This window comes from Streptomyces sp. NBC_00286 (assembly GCF_036173125.1).
Taxonomy (GTDB): domain Bacteria; phylum Actinomycetota; class Actinomycetes; order Streptomycetales; family Streptomycetaceae; genus Streptomyces.
In genome coordinates this window covers 7485923-7501243 of sequence record NZ_CP108054.1, presented here as the reverse complement: position 1 = coordinate 7501243, position 15321 = coordinate 7485923, and the positions used below count along the sequence as shown (strand labels likewise).

At 69.7% G+C, this 15321-nt stretch carries 11 protein-coding genes; 4 read left to right on the top strand and 7 right to left on the bottom strand.

Translation table 11 applies throughout. The features are described 5' to 3' along the window. Window positions 1-164: 164 nt before the first annotated feature. Together OHT21_RS33925 and OHT21_RS33920 are read left to right on the top strand one after the other, a co-directional pair. On the top strand, window positions 165-1982 hold the full coding sequence (locus OHT21_RS33925) for a GmrSD restriction endonuclease domain-containing protein (protein ID WP_328772073.1): 1818 nt from the start codon (window positions 165-167) through the stop codon (window positions 1980-1982). Continuing rightward, on the top strand, window positions 1979-3025 hold the full coding sequence (locus tag OHT21_RS33920; RefSeq protein WP_328772072.1) for a CBS domain-containing protein: 1047 nt from the start codon (window positions 1979-1981) through the stop codon (window positions 3023-3025). Before OHT21_RS33925 ends, OHT21_RS33920 begins: the two co-directional genes overlap by 4 nt. A 49-nt stretch (window positions 3026-3074) precedes the next feature. On the opposite strand, the gene pglZ is transcribed toward OHT21_RS33920, so the two are convergent. The 7 genes from pglZ to OHT21_RS33885 all read right to left on the bottom strand — a co-directional run bounded on the left by pglZ (window position 3075) and on the right by OHT21_RS33885 (window position 13530). Further along, window positions 3075-5978 (bottom strand): BREX-2 system phosphatase PglZ, encoded by a 2904-nt coding sequence (pglZ, locus tag OHT21_RS33915; protein ID WP_328772071.1) that lies wholly within the window; start codon window positions 5976-5978, stop codon window positions 3075-3077. Beyond that, on the bottom strand, window positions 5975-9853 hold the full coding sequence (gene pglY / locus OHT21_RS33910; protein ID WP_328772070.1) for a BREX-2 system ATPase PglY: 3879 nt from the start codon (window positions 9851-9853) through the stop codon (window positions 5975-5977). Before pglY ends, pglZ begins: the two co-directional genes overlap by 4 nt. A 395-nt stretch (window positions 9854-10248) precedes the next feature. Further along, window positions 10249-11475, bottom strand: coding sequence for a tetratricopeptide repeat protein (locus OHT21_RS33905; protein WP_328772069.1), 1227 nt, complete (start codon window positions 11473-11475; stop codon window positions 10249-10251). A 182-nt stretch (window positions 11476-11657) separates the two neighbouring features. Further along, window positions 11658-12314 (bottom strand): class I SAM-dependent methyltransferase, encoded by a 657-nt coding sequence (locus OHT21_RS33900; RefSeq protein WP_328772068.1) that lies wholly within the window; start codon window positions 12312-12314, stop codon window positions 11658-11660. A 74-nt stretch (window positions 12315-12388) separates the two neighbouring features. Next, window positions 12389-12889: a hypothetical protein gene (locus OHT21_RS33895; protein ID WP_328772067.1), complete on the bottom strand. Its 501-nt coding sequence runs from the start codon at window positions 12887-12889 to the stop codon at window positions 12389-12391. A gap of 202 nt (window positions 12890-13091) precedes the next feature. Then, window positions 13092-13328, bottom strand: coding sequence for a hypothetical protein (locus OHT21_RS33890; protein ID WP_328774470.1), 237 nt, complete (start codon window positions 13326-13328; stop codon window positions 13092-13094). After that, window positions 13321-13530, bottom strand: coding sequence for a hypothetical protein (locus OHT21_RS33885; RefSeq protein WP_328772066.1), 210 nt, complete (start codon window positions 13528-13530; stop codon window positions 13321-13323). Before OHT21_RS33885 ends, OHT21_RS33890 begins: the two co-directional genes overlap by 8 nt. Before the next feature lie 175 nt (window positions 13531-13705). Here OHT21_RS33885 and OHT21_RS33880 point away from each other — a divergent pair, with 175 nt between their 5' ends. Together OHT21_RS33880 and OHT21_RS33875 are read left to right on the top strand one after the other, a co-directional pair. Next, entirely contained in the window at window positions 13706-14458 is a 753-nt protein-coding gene (locus OHT21_RS33880) for a DUF6879 family protein (RefSeq protein WP_328772065.1), read from the top strand. A gap of 10 nt (window positions 14459-14468) precedes the next feature. After that, entirely contained in the window at window positions 14469-15320 is an 852-nt protein-coding gene (locus tag OHT21_RS33875) for a helix-turn-helix domain-containing protein (RefSeq protein WP_328772064.1), read from the top strand. Window position 15321 lies beyond the last annotated feature (1 nt).

Below are 15321 nucleotides of genomic sequence, written 5' to 3'. Positions count from 1 at the left end.
TTCCACGGGCACGCCCGTACGGGGTCCGGACGGCGGCCGTCGGTCGGTCCGCGCTGCCAGCGGCACCGTGGCGAGACGCCCACTTCGTTGAACCGGTTGACGGTCACCCGGAGACGCTGCTGGAATCACTCTCCGTACATACGCAGCGTGGGAGTGGGACGAACGTGGCAGCGCTCGACAATGTGAAGCTGAAGGACGTACTCGCGGATGTGGCGTCCGGGTCCTTACAGTTGCCCGACTTCCAGCGGAACTGGAAATGGGACGACGACCGGATCCGCGCCATCATCGCGACGGTGACGCTGGACTATCCGCTCGGCGTGGTGATGACGTTGCAGACCGGCGGCGCCACCCGATTCCGCTCCCGGACGCTCACCGGAGCCCGCCCGGACGGGGATCCGGCCGCGGACCTCCTTCTGCTGGACGGGCAGCAGCGCCTCACCTCCCTCTTCCAGGCCCTGTGGCTGGACGCCCCGGTGGAAACCGCGGACGCCCGTGGCAAGCCCATCGAGCGGTGGTACTACGTCGACATCGCGAAGGCCGTCGGCCCGTCCGCGGACCGCGATGAGGCCATCCTGTCCGTCCCGGCGGACAAGGTGCTCCGCACCGACTTCAACCGCACGGTGGTGCTGGATCTGAGCACCACGGAGGGCGAGTGCGCGGCCGGACTCTTCCCTCTGCATCTCGTCTTCGACGCCCAGCTTGTGAACCAGTGGAAGAAGTCCTACATCAAGGCGGACGAAGACCGGAACTGGGATCTGTGGGGCCAGTTCGACGAGTCGGTCCTCCAGCAGGTCCGTGCTTTCCAGGTCCCGATGATCCGGCTGGCGGCCTCCACCTCCATGGACGCCGTCTGCGCGGTGTTCGAGCGGGTCAACACGGGCGGTGTGCCCCTGAACGTCTTCGAACTGCTCACCGCGACCTACGCCGGGGACCGCGAGTACGTGGAACAGGCCGGGGATTACTACCAACTCCCCGAAGTATGGCGGGAGATCAAGCAGGGGCTGGCGGCCAAGTACCCAGTCTTCGGCCGTGCGGACGGCAGCGTCGAGAACGGGCTGAGCAGTATCGACTTCCTGCAGGCCATCGCCCTGGTACGCACCTGGGAGCGGAAGCAGGCGGGCACGGGGGCGACGGTGTCGTGCAAGCGCCGGGATCTGCTGGACCTCCCGCTGGCCGACTTCGTCCGGCTGGCGCCGAAACTCGCCGACGCCTTCGCCTGGGTGGGCGACTTCCTGGAACGGCAGTGCATCGTCCGGCCGAACGATCTTCCGTACAAGACTCAGCTCGTCCCGCTCGCGGCCGTCCGCGCCATCCTCGACACGGCACTGGATGGCCTGGGCGCGGAGGACAAGACTGAGCAGTGGTACTGGTGCGGGGTCCTCGGCGAGATGTACGGCGGCTCCACCGAGACCCGCTTCACCCGTGACGTCGAGCAGCTCATTCCTTGGATCGCGCAGGACGACCGGGCGCCCGACACCGTCACGGACGCCTTCTTCTTCGCCGACCGCCTCGACAGCCTCACCACCCGCAACAGCGCCGCCTACAAGGGCATCTACGCCCTGCTGGTCAAGCAGGGTGCGGTGGACTGGCACTACACGGACAGCCCGCTCAGCCCCGGCAGGCTGGACGAGTACAGCGTGAATGTCCGCCAGATCTTCCCCAAGGCATGGTTCCGGCGGGGCAACAGCCAGGGCCTGCCGACGAACTCCATCGTGAACAAGACCCCTCTGTCCTACCGCGCGGCGATGGACATGACCGGGGCCCCGTCGTCCTATGTGTCCACCATGGTCGCGGCCTCCGACATGCGCCCCGAGTGGTTCGACGACGTACTCGCCACCCACCTCATCGATCCGGAAGCGCTCCGCGACAACGACTACGAACGGTTCTACAACGACCGTTCCAAGCAGCTGCAGGATCTCGTGCACGCCGCCATGGGCAAGAGGACCATGCTCCGTGACCTCGCGGAGGGCGACGCCCGATGACGACGACACCGAGCGGGCAGGACCTTGCCGCGCTCAAGGGCAGGACCGTCCCCGTGCAGGACATTCTCGACCTGTTTCAGGTCAGAGTCCGGGACCACCGGACGGTGCACCGCATCTCGCAGGCACTCACGGACGCCGGGCTGACGACGCTGCCGGACTTCGCCGTGTGCGGCCAGCGCAGCAACGTCGATGTGGTACCGATCGCGTCCGTCCCCACACAGGCCGCGCCCGCCGACGCGGAGGAGGACGAGACGGAGGAAGCCCTTCCCTCGGCCGCACTTCCGCAGCGTCTGCTGCTCGGGGACATCCCGTCAGCGAGGCGCGGCCTGGTGTGCGTCGGTCCCGGTACGCCCCTGTCGCAGACCACGTTCCTGATGCGCACGAAGGGCGTCGCACAGGTCCCGGTGACCACCGGCATGGCGCAGATCCACGGGGTGGTCACCTGGGGGTCCGTCGCCAAGATGTACGAGGCGGGCAAGCAGCCGACGCTGGACAACGCGATGGAGAAGGACTCTCTTCCGGTCGCCGACGCCCGCCAGGAGTTCTTCTCCGCCCTGCCGGTCATCCGTGAGCACGGGTATCTCCTGGTCCGAGGCGACGACGGCTGTCTCTCGGGCATCGTCACCGCCGCGGACGTCACGGACCGCTTCGAGGGCGCGGCGCGGCCCTTCTTCATCGTCGGGGAGATCGAGTCTCTGCTGCGACGCTGCCTGGGCGCGGCACTGGACGAGGAGACCATCAAGGCCGTCCAGACGAACAAGAAGGCCGAGCACCGCACCGGCCAGGTCTCGGACCTCATGTTCGGCGACTATCTGAAACTCCTTGACGGCGACCAGACGAAGACATCGCTGGCCGAACGCGCCGACGCCAACTGGGAAGCCCTGAAGTGGCCCAACATGCCCAGGGAACAGTTCATCGGCCGCCTGAAACGAGTGAAGGACATCCGCAACCGGATCGCCCACTTCGACGAGAAGCCGCTTCCGCGGGAGCTGCTCGACGAGCTGACGACGTTCGCGAAGCTGCTGCGGGCGTTCGTGGCCTGAGGCGGCGGGGTGCCTCAGGCCACGAACGCCAGAGACACCCCGAACGCTGTCAGCGCGCTCGGAGGCCGAACTGCTCGCGCAGCAACGCCTCATGGAGCCGTAGCGTGCGCCCGTCCGGCAGGGTCTCCAGCACCTGTACGCCGTCGTAGTTGAGGAGCTGCCGCAGGACCGCTGCGAAGCCGTCGCCCCGGGTGGTGGGCATGCCCGCGCGCTGGGCGAGCGCGGTCACGGGCAGGGTGCCGCCCGCGTCGAGCAGCGCGGCGAGAGCCTTGTGGACCTGCTCCTGCTGCGGCTTGCGGGCCAGACCGTCGAGCTGCCCCTGATACGTCTCCGAGTCGAGCAGCGCCGTCACGAGCGCCTCGGTCCGGGAGACGACGGTCGGCGTGAGCAGGGCGTCGTCTGCTCCGGCAGTCAGCGCTACGTCGAAGAGCGCGTCGGGCAGCGTCCCTGGTTCGGGTTGCTTCTTCCGGGGTTTCGCCGTCCCCTTCTTCGGAGCCGCGCCGGCGGGCTGAGCCGGACGCTCGTCCGATGCCGGCTTCCCCGTCTCTTCCGGAGCCCACCAGACCGGCCGCTGGTCTCCCAACTCCCGCCATCCCTTGGGCGGTTCCGCCCCGAACGGCAAAAAGGCGAGCACCGGGATGGTGAACTCGGCGAGGGAGACCCCGCCGTGGTAGCCCGCCTTGAGGGCGGTGTAGCGGGAGTCCGCGTCCCAGAGCGCGACGATGGACGCGCCGGGCTCGGGCCAGACCACCCGCGGCCCGGAAAGGGCGATCTCCCGTTCGCCGATCGGGCCGCCGCCGGGCAGGCGGTGCCGCGCGGACGCAGGCTCGGTGTCCGCGTCGGCCTTCGTTCCGTGCCGGTCGACGACATGGCCGTGGTCGCTGGTGACGATGACCGCCATGCCCTGGAACGCGGCCACCCGGAGCAGGTCGCGCAGACCGGGTACGTCGTCGACCCGCCAGGCTCCGTCGCCGAGTTTCTGTTCCTTGGCGAGGCGGTCGTCGATGGCGTTGAGGACGACGGCGACATGGGTCCGGCCGTCGGTGAGCGCTTCCGTAAGGGCCGGGCCGAAGGTGTCGCCCGCGGTCTCGGTGCGCAGGTCGTCTTTGTGGAAGACGGCGGCCGGCGCCCCGCTCCACAGTTTCAGCGCGGGGAAGAGCCTCTTCTCGTCGGCCTGGGTGCCCTTCATCAGAGTGCCCGCGAAGAGCGAGGTCCGGGACACGGCCGTCACGGTGGGGAGGGCGGCGGCCATCGCCCGCCGACGCGGGGTGTCCTCGGCCAGCGGGTCGAACTCCGCCCAGGAGCGGCGCAGTTCCTCGCCGAGTTCGTTCGCTATGGCCGCGCTCATGCCGTCGAGCACGAGCAACAGCACCCGCCGCTCCTCACCGCGCCGGACGACGGGCCCGACCACACGGTCGAGGAAGGTCTCGACGGTGAGCATGCCGCCGGGCCGGGTGCCGTCCTGCGTCCAGCCGGCCAGCGAGCGCGCGAAGGACGCGTCGATCTGCCGCCGCCGGTCCCTGACGCGCGTACCGAGGGTGTCGTAGGCGGCCTTGAGTACGGGGTCCGGGTCGCCGCCGGCCTCGATGTGCTCCAAGGCGAGGTCGGCCCAGCCGGTCTCGGCGATGTGCCGCTGTATGGCGTCGGCGACGGTGAGTGCGTCGGCGGACGGGTCGGTGGCCAGCCAGCGGGCGAGACGCTGCCCCATGCGGGCGCGTTCGATGCGGGCGGACTCCTCCGGATCGGTGGCGAGCCTGTGGTCCGCGAGCCGTCGGACGGCCTCCGCGACCGCGGCCGTGTCGCCCGCCGCGAGGGCCTGGCCGACGGCGGTGAACCGGGCTTCCAGTCCGCCGCGCAGGACGGGGCTCGCCGCTGCGGCCGCCTCCGCACCGAACTGGCGGGCCAGCACAGCGGCCCGGTCGAGCACGATGCCGCTGGTGCGGCGCGCCTCGCGGGCCTGGTCGGCGTCGGCGCCGCCGCCCCGGTGTCCGGCCATCAGCAGCGTGCTCACGTACTCCTCGGCGGACCGGCCGAAGACGCCCACCAGGGCATCGAGTTGTTCGCCGACGGCTGGGGGCTGGTCGCCGAAGTAGCGTTCCGCACGGCCCCGGGCCTGATACGTCTCGGGGGCGGCCTCGGCATGCTGCCACAGGGCCGCGCATACGAGGCCGAAGGCGGCGGCGTCCGCACCGCGCTCGGCGGCGGTGAGAGCGAGCAGAGCGCGTCCGGCGAGACCGGCCTGGTCCTCCTCGCCGAGGAAGGCGGTCAGCCCGGCACGCTCGGGACCACGCAGGCCCAGCAGACGCTCGGGGGCTCCGGGCCGGGTCGACCAGTGCAGGAGCGTCTGCGCGTCGAGCCGGTCCTCGCCGTGGCGCCGCGTACCACCCTCGGTGTCGTAACGGCCGAGGCGCAGGCGGCGCTGGGCGAGCGCGGTGAGCGCGTACTGCCGGGACAGCCAGCCGCCGGGGACCGGCGGCCAACCGCCGGGCGGGGTGGCGTCGAGCAGGGCTTCGGCGGCCCAGTTGACGTCCTTCAGGCGCGGGTCGATCTGCCGGGCGCCGAACGCCTCCCGCACGACGTCCCAGCTGTCGACCATGTCGATCCGCTGCTTGTGGACGCGGGCGACGATCGCCGGGTCGAGTTCGTTCTGCTCGCGGTCGGTGAGGACCACCAGGACGGCGGGGCCGGGGCGACGGCCCGCAAGGTGGTCGAGGACGAGCTCGTGGACGGCGAGCGGTGAGGGCGCCACCGCGATGCCGGCCGTTCGGCCCTCGCCCCAGGCGGGTTCGGCGGGACCGTCCCACTGGGGTGCGGACCGCAACAGGATGATCCGGCGCCGCCCGTCCTCCCCCGTCAGGGATGCGGCAAGGTGCGACTGCGAGGACAGGTACTGGGTGATGGTCGCGGTGTTCAGCCGGACGGCGCCCGGGGCGGCGGCGACGGTGTCCGTCATTCGACGACCTGCCAGGTGATCTCGATGGTCGCGTCGGGGTGGCGGGCGGCCAGTTCGGACAGTTCCGCCTGGATGTCGGCGGAGGCCCGTGCCACGGTCGTACGGCGGAATCCGGACTTCCGCGCGGTGCCGCTCCCCGAGGAGGGCGTTTCCTGGGGGGTGAAGGGGATCCGCGGGTCGCTGGTCTGTGTGTTCAGGGAGAGGTCGTCCGCCGTGGGCTGCGGCGCGACAGGAGGGGACGGCGGAGTGGCGGCGGCCTGGCTGCGCTTCAGCAGGGCCACGACCTCGCGCTGAGTGCGGGCGAGCGCGTCGCGCAGGTCCGCGGTGCGCTGGTCGTCGCGGGCGATGTTGCGCAGCGAGTCGAGCAGTGCCGCGCCCTCGGGGCCAAGGCCGGCGGCGAGTTCGAGGGTGCTCCAGGGGGCGGAGGCGACGGCCTCCGCGACGCTGCGGGCCTGCTTGATGGAAGTGCCGTACCGGTCGGCGCTGGTCTCGCCCAGGTCGAAGGAGGCGAGGGCCTCCACGGTCTTCTTCGCCCCGGCCGCACCCTTGCCGGCCTCCGCCGTGAGCGCGTCCAGCAGTTGCAGGGAGCGGCGGGCGAGAGCGAGCCGTCCGGTGTCGGCGGTCTGGTCGAGGCCGAGGAAGGAGGCGTGGGCCTCCAACTGGTGCACCAGGTCCGCCGCATGGTCCCGGTGCGCGCGGGCGGCCTCGATGATCTGGCGGGCGAACTGGTTGACCATCCGGCCGCGCCGCAGGGCAGGAGCCTTCTGCCCGAAGACCGTCTCGAAGCGCTGCCGTGCCGTGTCCCACTCGGACTCGGCGGGCAGCGGCTGGCTGCGCAGCGCGTCATGGTCCTTGATCGCGGACAGTTCGAGCGCGGGATCGAGTACGGTGCCGCCGCGCACCCACACCCGGTCGTCCATCTCGGCGAAGGCGGCGACGACGAGCCGGGCGAGGAAGTCGGGCAGTCCGCGCGGGTCGGGCTTGTCCGTCCAGTCCGTCAGAGTGATCAGGGACAGGTCCCCGGTGACGCCCTTGGCGCTGGCGAGCTGGCGGAAGTGGTCGGCCCAGTAGCGGGACAGCTCGAAGTACGCCTCCTTCTGCTGCCCGAGCCGCAGGGGCCCCGCGATCCGCTGCATGAGCTTGCGGTCGGTGGCCGGGACCTCCACCCGCCCGTCGCGCGCCTCGGCGGCGGCCCGTACATGGGTGAACACCTTGCGTGTGTCGGCGGATTTGACGGCGGTGCCGGTGCCGTCGGGGTCGAGGTCGGGGTGCGCCGGGTACTGGTGGGCGAGCAGCTTGCCCGCGATGTGCCGGATGCCGTCGTACAGGCTCTGCCCGAAGGACAGGGTGAGGCCGTCGACATCGGGCAGCGGTACGAGGTGGTCGTCGAAGTCGGGCACGACGTCGGCGGCCTGCTTCTGCGCGAGCCCGTACGCCTGCTTGAAGGCGCCCTTGACCTGCTTGAGCAGAGCCTCCCGCTGGGTTTCGAGGAGACCCTTGGCGCGGCTGCGGTTGTCGGCGTTGAGGTGGCCGGCGTACTGGGTGTCGAAGCGGTGCTCGTCGGCGAGGGCCTTGTCGATGACGACGAGACGCCGGAAGTCGGCGAAGCGCTGCGCGGACAGGTGGGCGGGCAGCCAGGCGACGAGACGGGACCGCTCGCCCTGCTGCCGCTCACGCAGCCGCCGGATGCGGTTGACGTCCTCGACCGGGCCCCACTCGCCCTCGTCGAAGGGGAGATCGATGGCGATACGCCAGCGACCGTCCTCCTGCGGCATCAGGTCGTGGTCGGGCAGCTCGTCCTCGTCGGCGACGTTTCCGAACACGATCTCCGCGGTGCGGGCGGTGCCGCGCCACACGAAGCCGAGCTGGTCACTCAACTGCCCGTGCTCGACGCCCAGTTCCTCGGCCAGCAGCCGCCGGGCGAGGGCGACCCGGTTGCCGGGGTTGTCGTTGACCTGGGCGTTGGCGATGACGGAGTCGACGTCGACACCGGACAGCTCCAGCCGTACGCCGGGGTTGGCGTCGGTGCCGGTCTCCTTGATCTCGGGGAACCGGGCCGCCCACTCGGCGACCTTGTTCTTGATGATGCCGACCTCGGCGCCCGGGATGGGCGCGAGGACCGACCCGTGGTTGAGCGCGCCGAGCCGACGGATGGTCAGCTCCGCCAGGGAGGGCACGCTGGGCGCGAGCGCCGACAGCAGCAGGGTGCACACGAGCCGGTTGTCGCCGACGAACATGCGGCAGCGGTTGGCGCGTTGCGGGTCGGTGATGGCGTCCGGCCGGTTGAGGTACTGCTCGACGTCGTCCTCGGTGATGTCGTACGAACTGAGGAGGTAGGGCCGCAGCTTGGTCTTGTAGAGCTTGTCGGCGGCCTCGAAGACGACCTTCAGGCTGTCGGTGAACGGCTTGTCGCCGCCGGCCGCGATCACCGGGTAGAGGTCGCCGACCGGGATGAGCTGCCCGAGCCGGATCTCGTTGCGGTGGTCGGCGAGGAGCTGGCCCATCAGCTTCAGACCGGTACGGGACCGCTGCAGCGCGGACGAGATATGGACGAGGGTGTCCATGAACGCCGGCGAGAACGGGTACGTCAGCCGGAACGACTCCGCGTCGGCGCCGGTCGTGCCCTTCTCCGAGCCGAGCAGGGTGTCCCACACCTGCGTGCCGACCCGCTTGGTCTGCTCGAAGGCCTTGTCGACGAGCCGTTCCGCCTCGGCGTCCTTCGGCTTGAGGATGCGCGCGTGAGCGATCTGCGGGAGGTTGCGGTCCTCCAGCGTGATCTTGTCGAAGCGGCCGGAGGCCAGGTTCAGGGTGTCCTGGATGGAGGCTTCCGCCGCGCCGGACACCTCTTCGCCGACGAGTTCCCGCAGGTCGCGCTGGCGGGCGATGAACGACACGACGGGGATGGCGCGTCGGGCGTCACCGCCCTCCACGAAGTTCGTGATCTTGCTGGCCTCGCGGGCCACGAACTTCTGCTCGTGGATGAGGGTCGCGAGCCAGAGGATCAACTCGTCCAGGAACAGGATCAGTCCGTCGTAGCCGAGCGACTTGGCGTGCTCGGCGATGACGGACAGACCGGCGTCCAGCGAGATGAAGCCGTGCTCGTTCTCGGCAGCATTCTTGCTGAAGCCGGGGAAGAGGTTGGTGCTGGCGTCGTTGACCAGCTTCGCGCGCAGCTCGGCCGGGGTGGAGGGATTGGTGAGGTTGAGCGGGGTGCCCCCCTCGTGGTTCTCCTCGGCGGCGAGGGCGGTGTCGAGGAGCTGCGGGGTCCAGGCGAAGCCCTCACCCCACTCGTCCGTTTCGCCGTCGTCCGCGTCGCTGCCACCCAGACCACGGATGACCGCCTCGTCACCGTAGGCGGCACGGTTGGCCCGGATGTCGGCGAAGAGGGAGTCGGTCCGGTACACCTGCGGGGTCGGCGCCTCCGGGTGCAGCTTCTTGACGTGCGTGACGTACCCGCCGAGCACCCGCTGCTCGAGGGCTTTCGCGCCGAGCATGTGGTACGGCACGAGCAGGAACCTCTTGCCCTCGGTGGTCAGCCACTCGTGCTTGGTCAGCACCGGGTCGAACTCGGTACGAGCACGAGCGGACGGATCGCCACTGAGCAGCGCGTACAGCACGGCCATGAAGTGCGACTTACCGGAACCGAACGAACCGTGCAGGTAGGCCGCCTTGGAACGGTGCCCGTCCAGCGAGGACTTGATGAGCGCCAGCGCCTCGTCGAAGTTCTCCAGCAGCCGCTCGGTGACGACGTAGTCCTTGAGCGCGTTCTGGGCGCCCTCGGGGGTCGTCGCCTCGGCGAGAGACAGCACGAAGTCCGAGGTGGAGATGTTCTCTTTGATGTCGATGACATCGCGGAGGAGGGGCGGCTGGGCCATTGCGGGTCTCGCTCTCCCTGACGGTGGTCGGTACTGCTGCTCGTACTCGGTGTCGTGCGGGGGTACGCCGCCGGGGCCCGAGACCGCCGGGCCGACAGGTGGGCGGGGCTCAGGGCTACGCGTGGGCGGTGCGGCGGGCGGGCTGTCCTGGCCTGCGGCGGCGCCGGAGCCGGGCACGCGGTGACCGGACGGGAACGACGCTCTCGGCGCCGGCCGGGGTCAGGTTGGACGGGTCGGCGGCGTCTGCACTCTTCGTCCCCCTCGTACTGAACGTCACCCGTACGGCCTGCGCATAGCACCCTACATCCGTACCCCCATCGACCCCGTGCCGTATACCCTCGCGCACCGTCCGTCACGCACCGTCCATGCGGGCCGCTCCCGTCCCGCCGTAAGCACTACGGCCGCCATCGCCCCGACCGGTAGCCGTCCAGCAGTTGCCGGCTCGCGACCGTGAAGGGGTGTTCGGGGCCCAGGCCGCGTTCCCGCCGCTCGACGACGTCGGTCATCAGCGCGATCCCCTCCTCCATGTGTCCGAGCGCGGCCCGGGTCCGGGAGAGGAGTTGCCGGGCGGCGAGCACCATCGGGTATTCGGGCCCGAAGCACCGCACGTACGACTCGGCGACCCGCCGGATCTCGCGGTCGGCCTCGTCGAAGCGGCCCAGGAGGTACAGCGCCCACGCGTGGTTGTGCCGGGCGCCCAGTGTCACGGTGTGGTCGGGGCCAAGGAACTGATCGCATTCCGACGGCAGCGTGAGCAGTGTGCCGCCTTCCTCGGCGACCACTTCGGCGGCGGGGAGCATCTCCAGCAGGCTGCCGCGGGCCCGCAGGGTCAGCGGATGCGTGGGGCCCAGCGCCGAGCGCCGCCCGGCGACGGTGTCGCGCAGCAGCGCGACGGATTCCTCGCGTCTGCCGAGGTTCGCCAGTACGAGTTGGAGTCCATAGCCGCTGTCCGCGGTGTCGGGGTCGTCGGCGCCGAACAGGCGCTCCTGAGCGTCTCGGACCGCGCGGAGCACCGCTTCGGCTTCGGCGTACCTGCCCAGCCGGAACAGTGCCCGCCCCGCCCTGGACCGGGCGGCGAGGACTGTACGGTGGTCCGCGCCGAGGAGTCGCTGTGCGAGATCCGCCGCGCTTCGGGCGGTCTCCCAGGCGGAGAGGTAGTCACCGGTCCGGTGCAGGGCGACCGAAAGGCGCGTCGCGACGGCCAGTGCGTCGGCGGCGGACGTCCCGTCGATGTGACTCAGCAGGGCCAGCGCGTGAGGTACCAGCAGGCGCAGTCGCGGATCGTGCGGACCCGCGTCGGGTACGCCGGGCACGGCCGCGTCGAGCAGCCGTACGGCTGTCGCATCGAGGGCGGGCACCAGGTCCGCGGGGGTCGCCGCCGAGACGCTGTCGAGCAGGATGCCGTGACTCTGTACGCAGCTCGCGCCAGCGGCGTCGACCAGTTCGGACAGCGACTGGTCGAGGAGGGCTCTGAGGGCTGTTTCGGTTCGGGCACGAGGCAGTACGGCGCTGATGTCGGCGTGGTTGAGCAGAGTCAGCGGCAGCGGTTCGGCGGCGAACCGGGCCAGCAGTCTGAGCAGGGCCGCCGCTTCGTACCCCGCCTGCTGAACCTCGTCGTCCACGCTGCAGCTCCTCCCCTACGACCATCACAGCCATCCGGACTCCGCTCGCCCAACGCACGGCTCGGGGCCCGGTCACGCCCAACACCGTGTACAAGCACACCACTTACGCGTACAGCCCACACCCGTCAGTGCATCGCTCCTGTTCGACTACGCAGAGCCCGTGAGCCTTTGACTGGGGTCCGTCACGGAGCGACCGCGCGCACCAGGAGCGTCCCGATATGCCCAGGGTGAGGAGCGTCGAGGACCCGCGCGTCGGCCGTGGCGAACCCGGCACGGGTGAGCAGGCGCTCCCAGACAGCTGAGCGGTAGCTGTAACGGTAGGTGAACATCGCCTTTCCGGCGAAGCCTCCCTTGTACATGCCCTGCGGCCCGTACGCGCCGGGAATGGCCGGCGGCTGCGAGAACACGAACACGCCGCCGGGCCCGAGCCGTTGGCGGACAAGGGGGAAGAGACGGCCCGGGTCGGTGAACCAGGCCGCCCCGAAGATCGAGTAGACCGCGTCGTACTCCTCTTCGTGCTCGCGCAGATACTCCAGCACCTCGGAGCACACGAACTCCGCACCCGTCCCGCCCCACTTCGAGGTCGTCTTCTTGACCATGACGGGAGACAGATCAACACCCCGAGCGGCGATGCCGTGCTGAGCGAGGTGGGCGAGAGCGCGGCCGGTGCCGCAGCCGATCTCCAGCACGGAGCGCGGGTCGCCCAGTAGCTCCGGGCCGGGTCCATGACCGGCGTACTGGGTCCAGCAGAAGCTCGGCTCCGCGTCCTCCTTGAAGGCGGAAGCGGCGAAGGTGTCCCACAGCTCCGTCTCGGCGGCGAGGTCGTGTTGTGCGGGCAAGTCGATTCCTCTTCGTGAAGGCTGGCCCCTGTCCTCCTGGGGACCGAGGAGGACAGGGGCCAGCGTAGGACTGTTCAGTGGCTGTCAGGGACCTTGTTGTCGCACGGCGAGCAGTCCGTGCCGTCGATCGCCCACAGCTCCTCGTCGATGTCGAAGCCGATGGACTTCAGGAAGTCCGCGGTGCGCAGGCACAGCCCGTCGCGGCGGCGCTCGATGAACGGTGCGTGGTGCTTGTAGCGGCCCGCGTTGTACGCCTCGCAGAGGGCCCACCACACGGGCGTGTCGAGGATGAGCTGGTGAACGCCGATGTCGACGAGCTTGCCGACCCCGAGGTGGACTTCCGGGTGCTCCATGCAGCCGATGGTGTACATGACCGCGTTGCCGAGGATCCGCTCGGCCATGTCGCGGACCATCGTGTGGTCGCGCAGCAGCAGGGCCACCTCGCGGTCCCATAGGGTCATGTCGCCGTCCAGCACGTTGATAGTCAGGTGCTTGATGCGGGGCTGAACGACGTTGAGGAGTTCCTTCGGGTCCCGTGTGCGGGTGCTCAGGGGGCGGTCGAGTGTGGCGGTCATGGACTACTCCTTCGGAGACAGGTCGTGTCTTACCGGTTCGAGCCGCCCCGCCTGTCAGCCTGTCCCGGCTGAAAGTGCGGCGCGGGCGCCTTGCAGATCCCGTTCCAGCGAGGGCTAATGGGTGACCTGGCTGGAGCGGGCGGCTTGGGTGGAGCCCTGGCGGTTGCCCATTCAGCAGACATGGTCGAGGTGTCCGGAGTGGTCATGAGAAGACCCCGCCACTGCTTGCCGAGTTCAGAGCACGGGTTCGCTCCCGCATGGTCTGCTGCCGCTCCTCGTCCGTTGCACGGCGGACACGAGCAGGATCGACCTCCCACTCGCGTCCGCCCGTCACCGGCCGAAGCTGCACGACCGGTCCGAGGTGACCCATGACGTAGCCGAGCTTGTCGCGCTCGGTGTCGACGACCAGCGCGCCCTCCGGCGGCTGTTCCTCAGGCACCACGCGTCACCCCCCGCCGGATCGCTTCGGCCAGGCGGGCGGCCACGTCGGAGCGCACCCGTCCCAGCTCAATGAGCCGCAGCGTGGGGGAGGCAGGGTCGACCCTCAGCGAGGGCAGGACGAGCCCGACATCGGACAGTGCCGCTCTCAACGTCTCCGCCGCCGCGTGTGGGTCGACGTTGTCCCGTTCTTTCGAGGCCATGAGCAGCACGCTAGAAGCGGGGCGTTGACTGGCGGTACGCTGTTTTCTCGAATTTGCTCGCCGCGCGCCCGAGATTGCTGGTGTTTTCTCCTGAGTGCTGCCTGACCCCGTAGTGCCAGACCCGGACCCCCGACCATGCTGATGGGATCAACACCCCACGGAAGGGAGAGCTTCCATGGTTCGTCGGTTGCGCTTCACCGGTACGGACAGCAAGGTCGACGGTTGCCCCGCCCTGCACACGGACGAAGGCACCGGCGAGATCATCGTTCAGGGCACGCCCGTCACCGACCCAGAAGACCTCGCACAGCTCCAGCACTTCGGAGTCGACGAGGCAGCGGTGGCCGTGCCGCGCGAACTGCTCGTGAACTGGGGACCGAAGGAGATGGAGCGGGTGCCGGAACTCGTGGACCGGGCAACCTTCCGCCGTCTGTTCGAGACTTTCGAGCACACCGCCTGGCGGTTAGAGACGCGGCGCGGTTATGCGTCGGACCGACAGGACCCCGACTTTCAGGCATTCCTGGCCACCGGCTCGTCACCCTGCGACTCTGACGAACCCTGGTTCGTCAACATCAAGGCCCAGACGGGCGCCGGTAAGACGGTCGGCCGTGTCCGCGTCGCCGACAACCCGCCCACCACGGAACAGCTGTTCCTGCTCGACTACGCCCGACACAACGCCACCTTCGGCGAGGACATCCGGTACCTGTGGCGCGAGGACGCCGCGCGGGCCGGACTGCCCGCCGAGGACTTCTGGATCTTCGATTCACGGCTGGTCGCCCTTCTGCACTTCGATGACGAGGACAACCTGCTCGACATCGAGCTGATCACCCAACCGGCTGAGGTCGTGCGGTACGCAATGGTGCGCGACGCGGCGATGCACCACGCGATCCCGCGCGACCAGTTCGCCGCGCAGGTGGCCACCGCCGAATAGCGCGTGACCGGTGAGCACTGATTACCAGCAGGCACGGGCGGCGTTGGGGGCGCGGCTGCGCGAACTCCGTTTCACGTGCCCCGGTGGTCGGCTCACCGGTCAGCAGCTCGCGCAGCGGCTCGGCTGGCCGGGCTCCAAGGTCAGCAAGCTGGAGAACGGCAGGCAGACAGCCACCCCCGAGGACCTGCGGGCGTGGGCCGACGCGACCGAGCAGCCGGGGGTGTACCCCGAACTCGCTGCCCGGCTGGCCGGGTTCGAGTCGCACATCAGGTCATGGCGTCGAGCGCTGGCGAACGGCTTCAAGCCCCTTCACGAAGGGCTGAGCGCCGAGATCGACCGCACCTCCGACATGTGGATCTGGGAAGAGTCGGTGATCGCCGGACTGATGCAGACCCCGGAGTACGCCCGACATGTCATCCAGCGGTATGCGGAGCTGCTGGGCGGAGCCGACGACATCGAGGAAGCCGTCCGCTCCCGGGTGCAGCGCCAGGAATGGCTGTACCGGTCCGGCCGCAAGCTGCACGTGTTGATGTGGGAGGCCGCGTTGCGGTCGCTGATCTGCCCGCCCGCCGTGCTTGCGAGCCAACTCGACCGCCTCAACGGCATGATCGGCATGGACACGGTCGAACTGGGTGTCATCCCCTTCACGGCGTCAGTCAAGATCGTGCCTGCCAACGGCTTCTGGGTGCTCGATGACCGGCTGGTCGTCGCCGAGGACTGGCACGCCGAACTGTGGCTGGACGACGCCGACAACATCGCCTTGTACAAGAAGGTCTGGAAGACACTCAGCGAGTCGGCGGTGCACGGGGCCGACGCTCACAACCTCATCAACTCGGCCCGCCGAGCCCTACATGCGCGCTGAC

Coding starts and splice junctions, on each gene's coding strand:
- OHT21_RS33920 (WP_328772072.1), top strand. CDS start 1,979: ATGACGACGACACCGAGCGGGCAGGACCTTGCCGCGCTCAAGGGCAGG.
- pglZ (WP_328772071.1), bottom strand. CDS start 5,978: ATGACGGACACCGTCGCCGCCGCCCCGGGCGCCGTCCGGCTGAACACC.
- pglY (WP_328772070.1), bottom strand. CDS start 9,853: ATGGCCCAGCCGCCCCTCCTCCGCGATGTCATCGACATCAAAGAGAAC.
- OHT21_RS33895 (WP_328772067.1), bottom strand. CDS start 12,889: ATGACCGCCACACTCGACCGCCCCCTGAGCACCCGCACACGGGACCCG.
- OHT21_RS33885 (WP_328772066.1), bottom strand. CDS start 13,530: ATGGCCTCGAAAGAACGGGACAACGTCGACCCACACGCGGCGGCGGAG.
- OHT21_RS33880 (WP_328772065.1), top strand. CDS start 13,706: ATGGTTCGTCGGTTGCGCTTCACCGGTACGGACAGCAAGGTCGACGGT.